This is a genomic window from Bacillus sp. FSL W7-1360 (assembly GCF_038592975.1).
GTDB lineage: Bacteria > Bacillota > Bacilli > Bacillales > Bacillaceae_D > Shouchella > Shouchella lonarensis.
In genome coordinates this window covers 1,155,616-1,175,239 of the sequence record NZ_CP151950.1, presented here as the reverse complement: position 1 = coordinate 1,175,239, position 19,624 = coordinate 1,155,616, and the positions used below count along the sequence as shown (strand labels likewise).

Genomic DNA, 19,624 nt, shown 5'->3' with positions numbered 1-19,624 from the left:
CCTCCTCGTTGAGAGACGCGCTATATTTATCGTATGAGTCGATTTTTGGGAAGATGCGTGAATGTTTCCGTTTGTGCTGGGTGGCTAAATTGGCGCATAGATTAATGATAGATCGATAAGAGGTGATCATATGAAGCGACGATTAAAAGTGATGACCGTTTTCGGGACAAGACCAGAAGCGATTAAAATGGTACCAGTGATTGCTGCGTTGAAGGCGGATACCCAATCGTTTCATACAAAGGTGGTTGTCACTGGTCAACACCGGCACATGCTTGATCAAGTGTTGACAACGTTTCAATTAAAGCCGGATTGTGATTTTGCGGTGATGCAGCCGGGGCAAGACTTGTCCAGTTTGACAGCGCTCATTTTACAAGGAATGCAGCGTACTTTTCAAACAGAAAGACCAGATATTGTGCTCGTTCAAGGAGATACGACAACAACATTTGCAGCAAGTTTAGCGGCATTTTATGAGAAAATCGCTATCGGTCATATTGAAGCTGGCTTACGAACAGATAGGAAGTACGCCCCATTCCCAGAAGAGATGAATCGACAAATGACGAGTGTGCTTGCAGACATTCATTTTGCGCCGACGAAGAGAGCGGCAGCGCACTTAGTGGTTGGAAATAGACGGGATGACTCGATCGTCGTGACGGGAAACACAGCGATTGACACGCTGAAGTTGACGGTGAGAGGAGATTACACGCATCCATTATTGCAAAAAATAGGTGACAATCGATTTTTACTGTTAACGGTTCATCGGAGAGAAAACATCGGGGAGCCATTACAACGTATTTTTCGAGCGATGAAAGAGATTGTCATGATCGATCGACATGTACATGTCGTTTGTCCGCTCCACTTGAATCCACTTGTTCGCAAGCAAGCGGATGCGATGTTAGGAGGGCACGAGCGGATTCATTTAATCGAACCGTTGAGTGTACGTGATTTCCATAATTTCATGGCAAAAGCGTATGCGATCTTGACAGACTCAGGTGGTGTGCAAGAGGAGGCACCGTCACTTGGTGTGCCTGTGCTTGTTTTGCGTGATGTGACGGAAAGAGTAGAAGGGGTGGAAGTGGGCGCGTTGAAATTAGTTGGCACAGAGGAGGCGCGTATTGTCGAAATGGTGAGCGCGCTGCTGAATAAGCACGCAGTTTACGAAAAGATGCGTCAAGTGCGCCACCCCTACGGTGATGGCACAGCAGCGCACCGTATCGCTAAAGCGCTTTTACAGCGCTATGATTGGTGGATTTGAAAAGTATCTTGCAATACTTTTCGTTATCGTGTATAATAGGTTAAATATCATATAGAAAGTAAACTTCTTTTTTCTACTTCGCTTTGGAAGTAGATACCTTCCTTTGATTTAAATCCCCCCTAAATGATGAGTAAGATAAGATTGTAGGAAAAAGACTTTTTGTAACACAATTCACACTGGCACGGCTTCGGAGCCGTAAGGACGATTGAGAGGTAGGGCTTTCGTTGTTTTGTACGCAAGAACTTCCATGACGTTTGCTTTCGTCTCTTCGAAAAAACGGAACTTAGAAGAGTAAATATAAAATAAGCTGCTGGCACAATGCTGGCAGCTTTTTCACTTGCTTTTACAACGGAAGTCATGATATGATGGCAGTACATACACGAACATTGTGTCAATTTTTGTTGAAATGGTTGTGCGTATGTTCGGTGGGAGTAAATTGACAACTTCATACAAAATAACTTCGGGGCAGGGTGAAATTCCCTACCGGCGGTGATGAGGGAGTGTCCCTCTCAGTCCGTGACCCGTGCTTGCTTCAGGTAAGCCGGTGGATCTGGTGTAACTCCAGAGCCGACAGTGAGAGTCTGGATGAGAGAAGTTGTAAGCACGCGCGTTTATTTGGTGTGCTCTGTTTATGAAAAAATGTTTTTCTAAACGTTTATTTGTAGTGCCCTGGAAGGAAAGTTCTTTCAGGGTTTTATTGTGTTTTTAAGTTGTGGCGAGGGGGGATCGCAGTGTTTACAGGCATTATTGAAGAGATTGGCACGGTCAAGCAGTTACAACAGACAGGTCAAGCCCTTCGCTTAGTGATTGGTTGCCAAAAAGTATTAACAGATGTAAATCTAGGCGATAGCATCGCGGTGAATGGGGTTTGTTTAACGGTTACATCCTATGATTCATCTTCGTTTACAGCCGATGTGATGCCGGAGACGGTGCAAGCAACAACACTTTCACATCTCGTTCGCGGATCGGCGGTCAATTTAGAACGGGCAATGCTTGCGTCTAGTCGGTTTGGTGGGCATATCGTTTCTGGGCATGTCGATGGTGTTGGTCAAGTTGTCCGGCGCACGCCTGCTCATAATGCCGTTTACTTCGAGGTGAGCGCAGCACCAGCATTGATTCATTACATCGTCAAAAAAGGGTCGGTTGCAATGGACGGGACGAGTTTAACGGTGTTTGCCGTGTCAGAAACAACGTTTACCGTCTCGATTATCCCACATACATTAACGGAAACGATCATTGGTATGAAACAAGCGGGCGATCCCGTGAATATTGAATGTGATATGATCGGAAAATATGTAGAGAAGATGTTGCAACCAAAGGAAGGCAATCGTTCCACATCTCTTTCGCAGTTGCTTGAAGAGAACGGATTTTATGGAAGTTAATAAGGAGGCGAGCCGATGTTTGATACAATTGAAAAAGCACTCACAGTATTAAAAGCAGGTGGCATGATCATCGTTTGTGATGACGAAGACCGTGAAAATGAAGGTGACCTTTTAGCACTGGCTGAATATACGACAGCTGAAACGATCAATTTTATGGCGACGCACGCCCGGGGTTTAATTTGTGTACCATTGACGGAAGAGCGGGCGGCAGCGCTTGATCTCGGGCCGATGGTGACAAATAATACTGATCCACATGGGACCGCGTTTACGGTGAGCGTGGACCATGCAAGTTCGACGACAGGGATTTCTGCGCATGAGCGAGCAGTCACGGTACGTGCGCTTGTTGATACGCATGTACTCGGTGAAGATTTCAAAAGACCAGGACACATTTTTCCTTTAGTCGCAAAAGCAGGTGGTGTATTGCGTCGGGCTGGGCATACAGAAGCAGCGGTGGACTTAGCAAAACTAGTAGGTGCGAAGCCTGCTGGTGTCATCTGTGAAGTGATGAATGAGGACGGAACGATGGCGCGCGTGCCGGAATTACGCAAATTAGCGGATAAGCACGACTTACCAATGATCACAATTAAAGATTTGATTCATTATCGCCGGCAAAAAGAAACGTTCATTCAGCGCGAAGTCGATATTAGCTTGCCGACAGAATTTGGTGACTTCCGGGCGATTGGTTATACGAATGAATTGGACGGGAAAGAAAGTGTCGCGCTCGTCAAAGGACACATTGGGACTGGCGAACCGGTGCTGGTACGGGTGCATTCTGAATGCTTGACAGGTGATGTCTTTGGCTCGAAGCGCTGTGATTGTGGACCGCAACTCCATGCAGCGCTGGCGCAAATTGACGCGGCTGGGCGTGGCGTCTTGCTTTACATGCGCCAAGAAGGACGCGGGATTGGCTTGATGAATAAGCTTAAAGCCTACAAGCTGCAAGAAGAAGGCTATGATACCGTTGAAGCGAATGAGCGCTTAGGGTTCCCGCCTGACTTGCGCGATTACGGGATTGGGGCGCAAATTCTTCGTGATTTAGGTGTGAAAAAGATGCGCTTACTAACGAATAACCCGCGTAAAATTGCCGGCCTAGAAGGATACGAGTTAGAAGTCGTTGAGCGGGTGCCGTTACAATTTGCGCCGGTGAAGGAAAATGAGCACTATTTAAAAACAAAAACAGAAAAACTTGGGCATATGCTTCAGTTTTAAGAGGAGACGGGACAAATGGGAAACGTATATGAAGGACAGTTAGTCGCAACAGGATTGAAAGTAGGCATCGTCGTTGGACGTTTTAATGAATTTATTACGGGTAAACTATTAGGCGGTGCTGAAGACGCGTTGAACCGCCACGGGGCAGAAAGTGCGGATGTGGCATGGGTACCTGGCGCATTTGAAATTCCATTTGCGGCAAAAAAGATGGCCGAGAGCGGAAAATACGATGCGGTCATTACACTTGGAACAGTGATACGAGGCTCAACGCCGCACTTTGATTATGTTTGTAACGAAGTGGCCAAAGGTGTATCGTCGTTGTCGCTGACTTCAGGTATCCCGGTCATCTTCGGTGTACTTACGACCGATACGATCGAACAAGCTGTAGAGCGCGCAGGAACAAAAGCCGGCAACAAAGGTTGGGAAGCGGCAACAGCAGCAATTGAAATGGCTAACTTGGCAAAATCACTCGCTGAATAAGGGTATACGAAGAGGAGCGCAGTTCACATGGATGCATGTGGATGGCGCTTTTTTTTTGTGAAATTAATGATTGACAACGGCAGTAAAGCTTGATATTATTGCACAAAGGAAATAAAGTTTCCTTAAGGCAATAAAAGGGGATCTAAATAAGCCTAGGTTCTCTTCCTCCTGGTTAAAGGCCGTGCGCTTGCGTGCGGCTTTTTGCACGTAGTCTTCGGACGAAAATTTTAGCTCCTGACCACTCATTTCTGGTATGATATAATGACCGATAGTAAAGAGGAGAATGATGGTGATGGCATGGATACATACCAGGTGAAAGTGGACTCCTTTGAAGGGCCGCTTGATTTGTTGTTGCATTTAATATCGCAAGCGGAAGTTGACATTTATGACATTCCGGTGGCGCGCATTACTGATCAATACTTGCAGTATGTTCATGCGATGCAACGGTTGGAACTCGATGTCGCAAGTGAATATTTAGTGATGGCGGCGACACTGATCCATATGAAAAGCCAACTATTGTTGCCGAAACGAGAAGAAGTGTTGTTTGACGGGGAAGATTGGGTGGAAGAAGATCCGCGTGATGCATTGGTAGAGCAATTACTGGAATATCGTACGTTAAAAGAGGCGGCCAAATCATTGCAACAGACGGCGCAGGAACGAGACATTGTTTATACGCGCCCGCCGGAGTCGCTGGATGAATTTTTAAATGAAGAAGAGAAATGTGCCTTGCAAATTGGCGATGTCGGTGTCGCGGACATGGTCCGTGCATTTCAACAAATGTTGGCGCGACAGCGTGTGCGCGCACCGAAGTTAAAAGTAATTCAGCGTGAAGTCGTGTCGGTAGAAGCGCGTATGGAGGAGATTGCTACGCAGCTCAAGGCATGCTCGGGACGAACTGCCTTTGAAACATTGCTCGCATCAGGTGATCGCGCCGATATCGTCGTGACATTTTTGGCGTTGTTGGAGTTAATGAAAACACGGGTTGTTCGCTGTGTGCAAGAAAGGAATTTTACAGATATGGTGATTTACATAAGGGATGATACAGCTTATGCAGACTGATCTATTGGCGCAGGTGGAAGGGCTCTTATTTGTAAGCGGAGAGGAAGGGCTGTCCGTAAAAGAAATGGTAACGTTGCTTAACTGCCCGGAAGTGGAAATAGATGCCGCATTAACCGTACTTTCTGGAAGGATGGCACAAGACGATCGCGGGATCCGCCTCGCCCGTTTAGGGGACCGGTACCGTCTGACGACAAAAGCACAGCACGCACATCTTTATAAAGACTTGGCTGCTTCGCCTATTCGTAGCCAATTATCGCGGGCGGCATTAGAAGTGTTAGCGATGGTTGCTTACCATGAGCCAATTACTCGCGTTGAAATTGACGAAGTACGTGGGGTCAACTCGGAGAGAGTGATCACTTCACTTGTGACAAAGCAATTAATTGAGACATGCGGCCGTGCGGAAGGGCCAGGACGGGCATTATTGTACCGAACGACGCCGGCGTTTCTCGACCATTTCGGATTGGAAACGCGCGCTGATTTGCCACCGCTCGAGTCGTTTGCATTGTTTGAAGAGGAAGAAGATGACTCGCTATTTCATGAAGGGGAGCTTTTGGAAGAGGAGCGCTCATCATGAGTCGACGGTATCATTTAAGAGAGATTACGGGGGAGAGATTATGACTGTACGTGGGAAAAGTATCAACTTGTTTTTAATGGATGGTCATGCGAATGGGCGGGTGAAATGCACGCTTGCGAATTGGACTGGCGTCGTTTATAAAATTCCGCGCACTGAGCTTGAGAAGTGCAAAGAGCGTGAGCATCTTTCTCAAAGCGGCGTTTATTTTCTATTCGGCACGTCTGATCAAACAGAGGAAAATGTCGTTTACATCGGTCAAGCGGGTGTGCGAAAAAATGGTGACGGCATTCTCAGTCGCTTGCAGGAGCACAAACGCAATCCTGAAAAGGGATACTGGACAGAGGTAGTCGTGTTCACTACATCGAACAATTCCTTCGGCCCAACTGAAATCAGTTATCTTGAAAACCGCTTTTGTTCTATGGCAGTCAAGGCACAACGGTATGAAGTGAAAAATGGGAATGAACCTACTCCTGGTAACATTACCGAGGAGAAGGAAAGTGAACTTGAAGCATTCATTGACTATGCAAAAATTATCATGGGCACATTGGGGCATCAAGTGTTTGAGCCGATGATTGAGAGGGAAACGACTTCGGAACAGGAGCACCCAAAACAGAAAAAAGATGAATTGTTGCTGCGATTAAAAAGGAAGAGCAAAAAAAGTGGCCGCGTAATTGAAGCGATGTGTAAGCAGACGAGTGAGGGATTCGTTGTTTTAAAAGGGAGTTTGATTGAGACGATTGATTCTGAAAGTATTCCAGTGGGCATCAAGCAGCGTCGACAGCATGCTAAAATCAAAAGTGGGATACTGCAAGAGGATGTACTTTTCCGCAGCCCATCTTATGCGGCGGCATTTGTGATCGGTGGCCATACAAATGGATTGACCGACTGGAAGACAGAAGCCGGGAAAACGCTGAAAGACATTGAAAAGGATGGGCAGTGATAGGTCTCGTTACTATTGAGAGACGGATAATTTTTGCTGCTCGAGGAATGGTGGAGATTCTGTAAGGGGAACTTGTTTTTGTGTTGATAGCGTTTTCGCGGTGCGTTACAATGATGTTACAGATTGGACAGGGTATTCCACGCGTGACGAAGGGGGTCTTTCCATAGACGTGAACCAGAAGCAACTGGGTGAACTTGAAGCCAAGGGGCTAGAAATGATTAACACCCTGGGATCACTTAGGGAATCGGTAGCTGGGCATGCACTCGAATATGAATGTCATTCAGGATGCAGCTAAATTGGTTGACATTGAAAGAGTTGATTGAGTCCGATGCTGAATTTAACTCAATTTGATGGAGTACTTGGACGGCTTTTATAAAATAACCCTGCTCGCAAATGAGATAATAAGAGAAGACTTTGACAGAGGAGGTACGCCATGACAAAAATACTTGATGCAAAAGAAGCCATCAGCATTTTAGATGAAGTCATAAAAAGAAGAGAAGACGCAGACAAGACATTCCAAACGATGGAAACGCAAGTGCGGCGTGTGATCATGGTCGGCACATTTAGCGGTGATGGTCCAGAAGCAATTCGAAACCATTTTAAATACGTGCAACTACCAACAATACGTTCGTTCCGAGGTTTTTTCAATGTGTACACAAAAGCAGTCAAACAAATGAAAAAGAACATCTTGAGCTTTGAGTCTTCGGACGCACTCGTCCGGCGAGATTTTTGGTTGATGCAAGTGCCAAAGGGGTTACATCGGTTACAGATGTCAACGGACCAGTCGATTTCCAATGTCAATAAAGTAGCCGCATCAATCCAAGACATCATTAACATTGGAAGTTTGAACGGAACAGCGATGACAATGGATATTAAAGAAGCAACACGACATGCCCAACAAGTGCACCAGAAATTAAGCAGCCTTGACAAAACAAACACGGCACTCATGAAAGCAGTAGAAGCGCACCTGAACTCGCTCGGAAGCACTGTCAAGAAAGCAGAGAGATGGGCAAGCGCTGGTCCTGTCATGCCAAGGAACTACGTGACAGAAGCAAAAGCCCACTTTGAAGAGAATAAGCTCCATGAATTCGCGCCGAAGCCAGAAGGCACAAGCGGTACACGTGGAGAAGTGGGGGAAGATGGAAGAAGCTCTCTCTTAGATCAAGTAGCCAACTTATTTTTCATGGTAAGCAATGCTGCCGATTCATTAAAAGGATTCAAAGGGATGAATGACCGCCTAAATGCGACAATGACAACAGGCACTGTCAGTATGATGTTGGCTTCTAGACTAATGTACGATAAACAAGCAAATAAATTTATTGTAAAAACGGACGCGTCCAACCTCTCGCCAGCGGTACGACAGACGCTGAAGCGTATGGCAAAAAATTATCAAGCCCGCGCGCAAACAGATAGAGTGAGGAATGCGGCAAATGATTTTGTTGGTTCGATCGTGAACATGTTTACAGGGGTTGCTTCTCAAACATCAGGAACCGCGATCACAGCAATTAGTTCTGTTCTAAGATTATTTAGAGGTTCTGTATCAGACGTAAAAGCAAGTCGCCCGGTAGATGTAAGTAAGGCGTCTTCCTCATATGAAGCAGCCCATATTGTTGCCCAGGCAGAGGGAAGAACGAGAACGAAATACTTCCCAGGTAGGAAAGCAAGTGATATGTATGTACAAACATCAGAATTTGAATGGTCATGGTCTCTTGACGATACATCAATGGCGGCAGATTTTACCCCAGTCGTAGGAAATATCAAGTCTGGAATCGAAGCATTTACAGGCAGAGACCCAATTACGGGCAGAAAATTAGAACCGTGGGAGCGTAGTCTTGCGATGGCGGCGATTATTGGTGGTCCGGCTGTGAAAGTGGTTTCTAGAGGGTCTAAAATGGCAAAGGGTGGTTCTAAGGCGGCGGACAGTGTTAACAATATCAAGAAAGCAAGCTTTGGGAGTGAAGAGAAATTAATTAGCCATTTTAATAAACATGGCTCTGAATTTAAAGGAGCATATACGACATCTCATGAATATTTAGCTGGGGCACGGGACGTGATGAAACATGGTGATAAAGTACAGTATAATTATCGTGGTGAAATAAGAGAAGGCTATGTTAGGTTTATGGGGAGTACCACGCGAGGGAAATCTAAGTTTGAATTCGTAGGAACAAATCAATTTGGAGAAATCACTACTTATCATGTTGAAAGTGGTAAGACGTTTTGGCGAATGCTAAACGGGAAGAATATCCAGGAAATTAGTCCTGTGACGAAATAGGGGGAACATAAAATGGGCAATATGGCAACAGTAATCCATTTGAGTGAGGATATAGAGGAAGAAGTAATTATTCGAATTAATGGAGTGGAATTTGTGACATTTGTTTCATTTTCTCCATATGTAATTGAGGTAAATAAAAAGTATCCAGTAGAGGTGAGTTTTTTTATTGATGATACAAATGTCAAAGAAAGTAAGGCAAGTACTAAGGCTATGGTAAGATATGGAGAGTCATTTAGATATAAGATTAACGGATATTTAAATGAGGATGGCGTTCTTGACGTAGGTTTTCTGATTAAAGATGATGTTTTTGATGACTATCAGTACTTGTATGGGAAATATGTTTCTTTAGAAGTAGATCGAATTAACTCCTCATTTGAAGTTGTCCATAGCTAATAAGGAAGGGATAGTTTTTAGAGCTAGTATAGTAGTAACCCACAGCGATCCTGTCTAGACGGTTTATACCTAATGGGCACATTACAGGTTCTCCGAATCAAAGACCATAGAGTTAAGGAGGGGATTATCATGAATATCTCTTTAGATATTTTTGATCAGAATAATATACATTACGACTGGAAGACATTGTATGTGGGATTAAAGCTGGATCTAATAACAGCCAGTGATATCACTAACTATGCAGCTGAATTTTTGAGCAAACATCCAGAGGATACTAATCAAAATATTATCCAGCTTGCTTGGGGTGAGGAAAATCTTGATTATGAAAGTTTATTGGAAATCATAATGCAAGAGTCGTCTCTCAATGATTTAATCTTAAACACTGATTTAAGACAGTTTGAAAAAAGAAAATGGAGATTTGGAGTGTTATCTTGTTTGAAAATAAAACATCAAGATGATTCTGAGGAGTTATTGAACAAGATTGCAGAAGTGTACGCTGACTTCAATTACCCTGAAGACATGGATAACTTTATTAACTATTTGGTTCCTGAAGATGGCTTTAATCCAGCACAATGTTCAAAAGAAAAAAGTGTAGCTAGATTGATTAACTTATTTAATGACTTTCTACAAAAAGAACAGCAATTTCTACAAAAAGACACCCACTGCTAGATTTTTTTCCTGGATTAGTGAGTGCGAGTTATAGTTTACTGCCCCCTCTTATTTCTGATATGTAACCATGGGTGTGGCACTTTGACTCGCTGACAGAGTTTCTTATAAAGAAATACACTATAGTCGCCTAAGAGACGTTGGTTATGAGTAAAAGAAACTAGACTCATGTTAATCAAGAAGAGGGTTTGTCAAATTAAGTGCAACACTTCCTCCTGAAACACTTGGTGTGTAGTTTTCCATTTTAAACATTTTCTTGGTCTATGATTGATTAGCGACAGTGCAAATTCTAGTTCTTCACCAGAAACAGTAGCGAAATCCATTTTCTTAGGGAAAAACTTTCTTAATAGCCCATTCGCATTTTCATTACTGCCACTTTGCCACGAAGAGTAAGGATCAGCAAAGTACAGCTGAATATCTGTATCTTGTTCAATGGAGCTATAACAGGCAAATTCTTTCCCTCTGTCAACCGTTGCGGTTTGAAAAGCGCCAGCAGGCAACTGTTCGTTTAATGTTCGAATCGCTTTTTCCATGGATGAGGAGGTGCGATCCGACATTTTAAAGGCAATGTACCATCTGGTTTTACGTTCAACAAATGTAGCAAGACACGCTTTACTTTTCCCACGACTGGAAACAACACTATCCAGTTCCCAATGACCAAAAGTCTCCCGCTTTCTAATTTCTTTAGGTCGTTGTGAAATAGATGTTCCGATATTAAAGCGCCCTCTTTTTTCTTGTGGTTTTTGCCGTTTTCCCTTGTGGCGAAGAAAGGCAGGCTGATAGAACTTCTCTTCCGAGTTCCGTTTCAGTTCTCTAGAAATGGTAGAAGGTGAGCGGTTAAGTTTTTTAGCAATCGCACTAATAGACTGCCCCTGGTGTCATTACATGTTGATGGTATTTCTATCTTAGATGGATCCGGGGTAACTACACAAGCAAACGTCAGTCCTGAACGCTACTGATAACTGGTTAAACGGTTTGCAGCTAGTTGGGCTTACAACAGGTGGCGCCGGAGCGGTGACAAGAAGTGCGATGTCAGGATCGAGAAGGTCGGGCGGCGCAGTAAAAGATGTGAAGTCGGGCTCAAGCAGCAACGGTTCAGTGAACAGTGTGAAATCAGGGTCAGGAACGAAAAGTTCGGGATCAGTGAACAGCGTGAAATCAGGATCGAAAAGCGCTGGGACAGCGAATAATGTAACAGGAACGAAAAGCTCGGGATCAGTGAATAGCGCGAAATCAGGATCTCAAAGTTCTGGGGCAGTGAAAGACGTAAAGTCGGGTTCAGGAAGCGCTAGCTCCGGGACAGTAAAAGATGTGAAGGGAACAGGGAAACCGACTGATAAAGCTGTCAATGGGATTAGCGTGGCAGATCAGACCAAGCTTGATTCGTGGGATTTTAAGCCTCTAAGTGATGACCATTATTTAACTAATAAAAGCGTTTTTGATGACCCAAAATATTATAACCAAAAGAATGGTGGCGCTGAATGGCCTCAAAATGCTGGTGCGCAAGGTGCTATTACTAGATCAGAATTGCCGCCAGGAACGGTGATTGATCGCTACGGAGGTACAGATGGAACTTATTTCTCTCCTGTAGGAACACCGTATGAACAACGATCTTTAGCATTGCATAGCGATGGTGCTCCTTATCACAAATATAAATGGGATTTTATAGGTGTAGTACAGTATTTACAGAGCTAGTGAAGAAAGAACAGTCGTTTCCAGCGCCCTTGTCGTCACTTGCATTTGGCACAGGGCGTTTTCATACATAGAACGAGCAATAAATTAAGGAACCAGAATCAGTGGTTGAATTGCCAGCTGGTATGCATGATCAATATCATAAGGTGTTGTTCCCCCCTCCCGCCACCATGCAAAATCTGTCGAGAAAAACATTTTGACAGCGCTTTCATACGGTGTTACGCTTGACTCATGTTACACAATTGTGAACGATAAACATAAAAGTGTTATCTTGACGCACACGGATCATTGTGCACCTGCTTTTTAGGATGAAGAGGGAAAGAGGTGGTGGAATGAGCATAGCGAAAGGAACGGTGACAGATGAAGCGCGTCACCAAGCTTTTATTGACAGAATTGATGCTGGAGAAAAGATTGAGGCAGATGATTGGATGCCGGAAGAATACCGGACGACATTAATCAAATTAATTTCGATGCACGCGATTAGTGAGATTATGGGGGCACTGCCGGAAAAAGAGTGGGTGCCACGTGCGCCAACGTTACGGCGCAAACTAGGGATTATGGCCAAAGTGCAGGACGAGATGGGTCATGGACAATTGCTTTTACGTGTGGTCGAAGATTTAATGAAACGTGATGGCCGCGGGCGTGAAGATTTGATGAATGACTTATTTTCAGGAAGACTGAAGTTTCATAATGTCTTTCACATGCCGACAAAGACGTGGGCAGATGCTGGAATCATCGGTTGGTTAGTAGACGGGGCTGCGATTATTACGCAAACGAATATGCTCCACGCTTCATATGGTCCGTACGCACGTGCATTAAAGCGGATTTGTGCTGAGGAAGTTTTCCATGCCCAGCATGGCGAGTCAATTATGCTGGCGCTCGTAGAAGGGAGCAAGCGGCAGCGGGAAATGGTACAAGAAGCGCTCAACCGTTGGTGGGAGCCGCTCTTAATGTTTTTTGGCCCGGCGAGCAAAGCGACGACAGGTTCTTCAAAGCAAGATGTGACGATTAAATATAAGATCCGCACGAACACGAATGAAGAGTTACGGCAACGTTTTTTAACGAAATACATCCCGCGTGTGCAAGCGCTTGGGTTGACGCTGCCGGATCCAACATTGCGGTACGATGAAGCATCGAAAACATGGACATACAAAGAGCCTGACTGGGAGGAATTTAAGAAGATCACGCGAAATGAAGGGCCGCGCTCAAAAGCGCGTCTACAATTACGGCGAACAGCTTACGATGAACATGCCTGGGTGCGACAAGCGTTGCGATAACGAAAGGGGGCACATGAATGTCGGAGCAAGAAAGTTTTTATAAAGAGTACGAAGTGTTTAGTAAGCGGACAGAGACATCGGATTTGACTCATAAGTTCAGTCTCGTCGCCCCAAATGCAGAATTGGCACTTGCAATGGCACAAGAAAATTTCATGCGTCGTGAACCGGTTGCGGATATTTGGGTCGTTGAGCGGAAAAGAATTCGCTCAATGAATGAAACAGAAAAAGCAACGCTCAAGCGCCTTGACAACAAAGACTATCGCAACACGAAAGGGTATGGCTATTTAAAGCAAAAATGGCGCAAGTACGAGCAAAAAGTGTTGGATGAAAAAGAGATTATGTCGTGGTCGGGTGGTGATGCAACATGAGTCAAGTGGCACAAGATGCAATCATCACATTGGCATTGCAATTAGCGGACGATGATTTTCTGTTTGCTTATCGTGGGTCAGAATGGTTAGGCATTGCCCCCCATATTGAAGAAGATGTTGCCTCTGCTTCAATTAGTCAAAATAGTATGGGGCATGCAGCGATGTTTTACGAGCTTGCAAGCGAGCTTGGTGCCGGGACTGTCGATGAACTTGCCCATGGGCGCAAAGCAATTGAGCGGAAAAATAGTATTCTCGTTGAACGCGTCAATGGGCCGGGCAGTTACATGGGGCAACCGGCGTATGACTTCGCTTATGCGGTCGTTCGAAACTATTTTTATACAGAAGCGAAAAAAATTAAGATGGATTCTCTTGAAAACAGCGCGTGTGAAGCATTAAGAGAGATTGCCACAAAGGTGAATATGGAACTTCACTATCATATCTTTCACTGGAAGACGTGGTTTGTTGCGCTCATACAAGCAAACGATGAAGCGAAGGTGAGGATGACAACAGCAATTACGCGGGTGATGGAAGACTTCGGTGACTTGTTTTCATATGGTCATGATGCAGCAAAAATTGAAGCAGCACAGCTGATAGAAACAGAGGAAGTACTTGCCGCACGTTTTACAGACACGGTCGGTCAAGTGCTCGCGTCTGTCGGGTTAAATGAAGACATGCTCGCATATACATGCAAGCAGAATGGGCGCAACCACATTCATACAGACGACTTGACCGCGGCGCTTGCGACGTTATCTGAAGTGTATCGCACCGATGTCACGGCGGCGTGGTGACAAAGGGGGCGCGGGAATGAAAGAAAGTGATGTTTGGCAACAACTAGGACACGTCAAAGATCCGGAAATAGAGACGGTGAGCATTGTTGATCTCGGCATGGTTGAAGAGATCGTCATAGATGAAGCGAATGTCACGGTCACGATTTTGCCGACATTTCTTGGGTGCCCGGCGCTGTCTATCATTCAACAAAACATTGAAAATAGGTTGCGTGCGCTGCCGCACATTGGTGAGGTAAACGTGGCATTTGTTCGTCATCCACCGTGGACATCAGCACGGATTACAGATCGTGGACGGGAAGCCTTAAAAGCGTTTGGCATTGCGCCACCCCCGTCGATGCCGGCTGAAAATGGTGAGTGGCATGTCGCCTGTCCTTATTGTGATTCAACGTATGTCACGCTTGATAATTTGTTTGGACCGACAGCTTGTCGGAGCATTTTGTATTGCAAAACGTGTAAAAATCCGTTTGAAGCGATGAAACCAATCGCTACCTATCATCATAAAAAAAGGAGAGATTGACAATGGCAAAACTAGTCGCAATGTATAAGCATCCAGAGGATAAGGAAGCGTTCGACAAGCATTATTTTGAGGTTCATGCGCCGTTAACAGCGAAGATTCCTGGGTTAAAAGAAATGAAAGTGACGAAATTTACGGGTTCACCAATGGGGGGCGAGACGCCGTATTACCTTATGTGTGAAATGATTTATGACAGCATGGATGATATGAAAAAAGGGATGCGCTCTGAAGAAGGAAAAGCGTCTGGGAAAGATTTAATGGGCTTTGCCGGGAAACTTGTGACGTTAATGATTGGTGAAGAGGCGTAAGTGGCGCATGTACGATTATATTGACACATCGGTGACAGACGGGGTTGCGCGCATTGAGCTGAACCGTCCAAATCAATTTAACGCGCTGAATCGGGCGATGGTAAAAGAGATTGTCTCCGCACTCACAATGTACGACCGTGATGACGAGGTGCGTGTGCTCATGTTAACCGGGAAAGGACGCGCGTTTTCAGCGGGCGCCGACATTGATGAAATGGTGAGTGAGACGCCGGTCTCGCTTGAGTTGCTCAATCAATTTGCGGATTGGGATCAGTTCGCATCGTTAAAAAAACCATTGATCGGTGCGGTACACGGTTATGTGTTCGGTGGGGGCTTCGAACTTGCGCTCTGTTGTGACTTACTCATCGCTGCAGAGGGCACGACCTTCGCCTTTCCGGAAGTGAACCTAGGTGTCATGCCCGGGGCTGGCGGGACGCAACGGTTAACAAAGTTGATTGGACGCACAAGGGCACTCCGCTGGCTATTAACAGGTGAACGGATGGCAGTAGAGGAGGCAAAAGCGTGCGGCATTGTCATAGATGTCGTCCATCCTGAGGCGCTTGAATCAGAAGCACACAAGTACGCGACGACACTCGCAGCAAAGCCGCCGCTGTCTTTACGGATGATCAAAGACGCAGTCAATTATGCGGTCGATGTGCCACTGCGAGAGGGCATGGGCTATGAGCGCAAAAATTTTTATGCATTATTTGCTTCAGAGGACCAAACAGAAGGGATGTGCGCGTTTGTGGACAAGCGCACGCCGCAGTTTAAAGGGAAGTGAATGAAAAAGGAGGAATGTTGAAGTGGCGCACCAAACAGAAGTGACAGCGCAAGCAAAAGAAATGAAACGTGATTTTTACGGATTATTCATCAACGGTGAAATGGTAAGTAGTGAGCGGGGCGAGACAATGACGACTGTCAACCCTGCAACAGGGGAAGTGGTTGCCGAAGTGGCGAAAGCATCGACTGTCGATGTCGACCGTGCGATTGCCGCTGCACGTGACGCGTTTGAAAATGGCAAGTGGAAAAAGTATCCCGTCGGCCGGCGCGCGAAAGTGATGCATAAAATTGCTGATCTCATGCGCGAGCGGTTCGCGCAACTTGTTGAGCTAGAAATGTTAGATACCGGGAAAGCACTATCGGCAGCGCAAGGCCAAGTGCATCAGGCAATTGAAAACTTTGAGTTTTACGCGGGTGCGATCGTTGGCCACCGCGGGACGGTGAACAATGTCCCGGGACAATTCCACAATTACACGGAAAAAGAGCCAATCGGCGTTTGTGCGCAAATCATTCCGTGGAATTACCCACTTATGATGGCGTCGTGGAAAATTGCCCCGGCCATTGCGGCAGGTTGTTCCATTGTCGTGAAGCCGGCAAGTTTGACGCCTTTGACAGCGTTAATTTTAGGAGAAATATGCACAGAAGCTGGTGTGCCTGCAGGGGTCGTGAACATCGTCCCTGGTGCAGGGCGCGAAGTCGGCGAATATATGGTTGCCCATGAAGACGTCAATAAAGTTGCGTTTACCGGCTCAACCGAAGTCGGCAAGCACATTATGGAGATGGCGGCGAAAACATTGAAGCGTGTAACGCTTGAATTAGGCGGCAAATCGCCAAATCTTGTGTTTGAAGATGCCGACATGGAAGCTGCGGTGGATGGTTCATTGTTCGGTATTTTTTATAACACCGGTCAATCGTGTGAAGCGCGGTCACGTTTATACGTGCACGAAGACATTTATGAAGAGTTTATGGCTCGGTTTGTGGAAAAAGCGAAACAGTTAAAGCTCGGCGATCCATTTGATAAAGGGACCCATATCGGTGCGATCATTGACGAAGCACAATGTGAAACGATTGATGCATACGTTCAGTCAGCGATCAAACAAGGTGCGCAAGTGGTCACTGGTGGAAAACGCGCCGTGGTGCCAGGCTTTGAAGGTGGTTGCTGGTATGAGCCGACAATATTAACAGGGGTTTCGCAAGAGATGGATGTTGTGAAAGAAGAAATCTTTGGTCCTGTCGTTGTCGTGTCCACTTTTAAAGATGAAAAAGAAGCAATCAAGCTGGCAAATGACACTGCTTATGGCCTCGGTTCAGCGATTTGGTCGACAAACGACGCACGGACAAAGCGGGTCGCAGACGCGATTGAAGCTGGCATTGTCATGGTGAATTGCCCGTTCTCAGCGTTCCCAGGCACACCATTTGGTGGCTATAAACAGTCTGGATTTGGACGCGAACTTTGTATCGAGACCCTTGATTTGTATACGGAGACAAAAAGCATTTTATCTTACTACGGCAAGCGCCCACTGAATCCGTTTGGCATTTAAATGAAGAGGGGGACACCCCCCCTCTTTTGTCAACTGACTTTGCATGTAAGGAGCGAAAAGAGATGGAACATATTGTCGTTGTCGGTGCAGGTGTGATGGGCAGAGGGATTGCGTATGTCGCAGCAACGCACCACTTTTCTGTTACGTTAGTTGATATTAACGACGCAGCGTTAAAAAGTGCCGAAGAAGAGATGAAACAATTATTTGCGCAAGCGCTCACGCGTCAAAAGCTTACGGAAGAACAAGCTCGCACTGCCAAACAGCGCCTGACGTATGCGCATTCTTTACAGCAAGCAGTGGGGACAGCGGACTTGGTAATTGAAGCGGTGCCTGAGCGGGCGGCCATAAAGAAAGCAGTGTTTGAAACACTGTCGCAATATGCCCCGCCTACATGTTTGTTTGCGACAAATACGTCAACGATGAGTCCGACGGAGATCGCCGCTTACGGTGATCGGCCGGCGCAAACGATGGCGATGCATTTTTTCAATCCGGTTCATAAAATGCCCCTCGTGGAAATGGTGAAAGGACTAGAAACGAGCGAGGAAACGGTTCAGGCGATGACGCGTATCGCCCATGCAATGGGCAAGAAGACCGTGACGATTCAAGACTTCCCCGGGTTTGTGACGAGCCGAATGAGCGCACTTGTCGGCAATGAAGCCTTTCATATGTTGCAAGAAGGCATTGGCACGGCGGAAGAGATCGATCAAGCGATCAAACTGGGATTGCATTACCCGATGGGGCCATTTGAACTCGTTGATCTCGTTGGCTTAGATGTACGCTTAAATAATTTACGGTACTTGCATGAAAAGCTTGGTGAAAAATATCGCCCAGCGCCATTGCTAGAAAAATATGTGCAAGCAGGGCGACTCGGCCGGAAAACGGGGCGCGGTGTTTACGACTATACAACATCAAGTGAGGGCGTGACGAAATGAGAGAGGTCGTCATTGTCGATGCGGTGCGCACCCCAATTGGACGCTATAAAGGCGCATTAAAATACGTGCGCCCAGATGATCTCGCCGCACAAGTTATTGCAGCTTTGATGGAACGCAATGAGAGCGTGCCAGCAGATGAGGTGGAAGAAGTCATTCTTGGGAATGCCAATCAAGCCGGTGAAGACAATCGCAATGTCGCCCGAATGGCAGCACTACTGGCGGGGTTACCGGTGTCAGTCGGTGGGAGTACGATCAATCGTTTATGCGGTTCAGGGTTAGACGCGGTCATCTATGCAGCGCGTGCGCTTGCTTGCGGAGAAGCGGATGTGATGATTGCTGGCGGCGTGGAAAGCATGACGCGCGCGCCGTATGTACTTGGAAAAGCGGAGACGGCCTTTTCTCGTGGAGAAATGACATTGCAAGATACGACCATTGGCTGGCGATTTACGAATGAGCGCTTGGCAGCAATGTATGGTGCGGACTCGATGGCACAAACGGCTGAAAATGTCGCGAACCGTTATAAAATCTCGCGCGCGGAGCAAGACCAATTTGCTGCGCAAAGCCAAGCACGAACGAAACAAGCAATGGCCCAACAGACGTTTGCGCGAGAAATGGTGCCCGTAGTCGCAAAAGACCCGAAAGGAAATGTAGAGACAGTCACAGTCGATGAACACCCACGTCCAGAAACAACCGTTGAGACGTTGGCACGGCTGAAACCACTTTTCTCAGAGGGAACAATCACAGCTGGCAATGCTTCCGGCATTAATGATGGCGCAAGTGCACTACTGTTGATGACAGCAGACAAAGCGGCTGCCCTCGGGATGAAGCCAATTGCGCGATTTGTGGCTAGTGCCGTAGCTGGTGTCGCGCCTCGTTTCATGGGGATTGGACCGATTGAGGCAACACAAAAAGCACTCAAACGCGCCAATTTAACAATTGCGCAGTTGGATGTGGTCGAGTTAAATGAAGCTTTTGCCGCGCAAGCATTGGCATGCATTCGCTCACTCGGTTTGGATGAAGCGCGCGTGAACGTGAACGGTGGTGCGATTGCCCTTGGTCACCCACTCGGTGCAAGTGGGGCGCGAATTTTAACGACGTTGGTGCATGAACTTGAGCGAAGAGACGCGCAATATGGACTCGCAACGATGTGTATCGGTGTTGGGCAAGGCATTGCGGTAATTGTCGAACGGATGAAGTAAC

General features: G+C 46.3%; 20 protein-coding genes, 1 pseudogene and 1 riboswitch. Of the genes and pseudogenes, 20 read left to right on the top strand and 1 reads right to left on the bottom strand.

Annotated features, from left to right (window positions below):
* Window positions 1-130 precede the first annotated feature (130 nt).
* The 10 genes from wecB to NSQ26_RS05750 all read left to right on the top strand — a co-directional run bounded on the left by wecB (window position 131) and on the right by NSQ26_RS05750 (window position 10,230).
* On the top strand, window positions 131-1,252 hold the full coding sequence (wecB, locus tag NSQ26_RS05795; RefSeq protein ID WP_499719665.1) for a non-hydrolyzing UDP-N-acetylglucosamine 2-epimerase: 1,122 nt from the start codon (window positions 131-133) through the stop codon (window positions 1,250-1,252).
* Window positions 1,253-1,704: 452 nt separating this feature from the next.
* Window positions 1,705-1,853, top strand: a riboswitch (FMN riboswitch).
* 130 nt (window positions 1,854-1,983) lie between these two features.
* A complete protein-coding gene (gene ribE / locus NSQ26_RS05790; RefSeq protein ID WP_499719664.1) occupies window positions 1,984-2,634 on the top strand; it encodes a riboflavin synthase in 651 nt (216 codons plus the stop codon).
* A gap of 15 nt (window positions 2,635-2,649) precedes the next feature.
* Window positions 2,650-3,843 carry a bifunctional 3,4-dihydroxy-2-butanone-4-phosphate synthase/GTP cyclohydrolase II gene (locus NSQ26_RS05785; RefSeq protein ID WP_499719662.1) on the top strand — a complete coding sequence of 398 codons (1,194 nt, stop codon included), beginning with the start codon at window positions 2,650-2,652 and terminating at the stop codon, window positions 3,841-3,843.
* A gap of 15 nt (window positions 3,844-3,858) precedes the next feature.
* Window positions 3,859-4,323: a 6,7-dimethyl-8-ribityllumazine synthase gene (ribH, locus tag NSQ26_RS05780; protein WP_499719660.1), complete on the top strand. Its 465-nt coding sequence runs from the start codon at window positions 3,859-3,861 to the stop codon at window positions 4,321-4,323.
* A 297-nt stretch (window positions 4,324-4,620) separates the two neighbouring features.
* Window positions 4,621-5,382, top strand: coding sequence for a segregation/condensation protein A (locus NSQ26_RS05775; protein ID WP_499719658.1), 762 nt, complete (start codon window positions 4,621-4,623; stop codon window positions 5,380-5,382).
* Window positions 5,372-5,956 carry an SMC-Scp complex subunit ScpB gene (scpB, locus tag NSQ26_RS05770; protein WP_499719656.1) on the top strand — a complete coding sequence of 195 codons (585 nt, stop codon included), beginning with the start codon at window positions 5,372-5,374 and terminating at the stop codon, window positions 5,954-5,956. The genes NSQ26_RS05775 and scpB overlap by 11 nt, the downstream gene beginning before the upstream one ends.
* Window positions 5,957-5,996: 40 nt before the next feature.
* The gene (locus NSQ26_RS05765) at window positions 5,997-6,896 is read left to right on the top strand and encodes a GIY-YIG nuclease family protein (RefSeq protein ID WP_499719654.1); all 900 of its coding nucleotides are present in this window, start codon (window positions 5,997-5,999) and stop codon (window positions 6,894-6,896) included.
* A gap of 433 nt (window positions 6,897-7,329) precedes the next feature.
* On the top strand, window positions 7,330-9,168 hold the full coding sequence (locus NSQ26_RS05760; RefSeq protein WP_499719653.1) for a T7SS effector LXG polymorphic toxin: 1,839 nt from the start codon (window positions 7,330-7,332) through the stop codon (window positions 9,166-9,168).
* Window positions 9,169-9,180: 12 nt separating this feature from the next.
* Window positions 9,181-9,561, top strand: coding sequence for a UCP019853 family protein (locus NSQ26_RS05755; protein WP_499719651.1), 381 nt, complete (start codon window positions 9,181-9,183; stop codon window positions 9,559-9,561).
* Between the two features lie 129 nt (window positions 9,562-9,690).
* A complete protein-coding gene (locus tag NSQ26_RS05750) occupies window positions 9,691-10,230 on the top strand; it encodes a DUF2247 family protein (protein ID WP_499719649.1) in 540 nt (179 codons plus the stop codon).
* Between the two features lie 188 nt (window positions 10,231-10,418).
* Here NSQ26_RS05750 and NSQ26_RS05745 read toward each other — a convergent pair.
* Window positions 10,419-11,093, bottom strand: a pseudogene (locus NSQ26_RS05745) (IS30 family transposase); the annotation flags it as partial.
* Between the two features lie 148 nt (window positions 11,094-11,241).
* On the opposite strand from NSQ26_RS05745, the gene NSQ26_RS05740 reads away from it, so the two are divergent.
* The 10 genes from NSQ26_RS05740 to NSQ26_RS05695 all read left to right on the top strand — a co-directional run bounded on the left by NSQ26_RS05740 (window position 11,242) and on the right by NSQ26_RS05695 (window position 19,623).
* Window positions 11,242-11,922 (top strand): TNT domain-containing protein, encoded by a 681-nt coding sequence (locus NSQ26_RS05740; protein WP_499719648.1) that lies wholly within the window; start codon window positions 11,242-11,244, stop codon window positions 11,920-11,922.
* A gap of 329 nt (window positions 11,923-12,251) precedes the next feature.
* Entirely contained in the window at window positions 12,252-13,196 is a 945-nt protein-coding gene (gene paaA / locus NSQ26_RS05735) for a 1,2-phenylacetyl-CoA epoxidase subunit PaaA (RefSeq protein ID WP_499719647.1), read from the top strand.
* 17 nt (window positions 13,197-13,213) lie between these two features.
* Window positions 13,214-13,564, top strand: coding sequence for a 1,2-phenylacetyl-CoA epoxidase subunit PaaB (gene paaB / locus NSQ26_RS05730; protein ID WP_499719646.1), 351 nt, complete (start codon window positions 13,214-13,216; stop codon window positions 13,562-13,564).
* Entirely contained in the window at window positions 13,561-14,352 is a 792-nt protein-coding gene (gene paaC / locus NSQ26_RS05725; protein ID WP_499719644.1) for a 1,2-phenylacetyl-CoA epoxidase subunit PaaC, read from the top strand. The genes paaB and paaC overlap by 4 nt, the downstream gene beginning before the upstream one ends.
* Window positions 14,353-14,368: 16 nt before the next feature.
* Entirely contained in the window at window positions 14,369-14,869 is a 501-nt protein-coding gene (gene paaD, locus NSQ26_RS05720; RefSeq protein WP_499719642.1) for a 1,2-phenylacetyl-CoA epoxidase subunit PaaD, read from the top strand.
* 2 nt (window positions 14,870-14,871) lie between these two features.
* Complete coding sequence (locus tag NSQ26_RS05715) at window positions 14,872-15,174, top strand: EthD family reductase (protein WP_090774943.1); 303 nt, start codon at window positions 14,872-14,874, stop codon at window positions 15,172-15,174.
* Between the two features lie 7 nt (window positions 15,175-15,181).
* The gene (locus NSQ26_RS05710) at window positions 15,182-15,952 is read left to right on the top strand and encodes an enoyl-CoA hydratase/isomerase family protein (RefSeq protein ID WP_499719640.1); all 771 of its coding nucleotides are present in this window, start codon (window positions 15,182-15,184) and stop codon (window positions 15,950-15,952) included.
* A gap of 61 nt (window positions 15,953-16,013) precedes the next feature.
* On the top strand, window positions 16,014-17,492 hold the full coding sequence (locus NSQ26_RS05705; RefSeq protein ID WP_499719994.1) for an aldehyde dehydrogenase family protein: 1,479 nt from the start codon (window positions 16,014-16,016) through the stop codon (window positions 17,490-17,492).
* Window positions 17,493-17,554: 62 nt separating this feature from the next.
* Window positions 17,555-18,424: a 3-hydroxyacyl-CoA dehydrogenase gene (locus NSQ26_RS05700; RefSeq protein ID WP_499719639.1), complete on the top strand. Its 870-nt coding sequence runs from the start codon at window positions 17,555-17,557 to the stop codon at window positions 18,422-18,424.
* A complete protein-coding gene (locus tag NSQ26_RS05695; RefSeq protein WP_499719637.1) occupies window positions 18,421-19,623 on the top strand; it encodes an acetyl-CoA C-acyltransferase in 1,203 nt (400 codons plus the stop codon). The genes NSQ26_RS05700 and NSQ26_RS05695 overlap by 4 nt, the downstream gene beginning before the upstream one ends.
* Window position 19,624 lies beyond the last annotated feature (1 nt).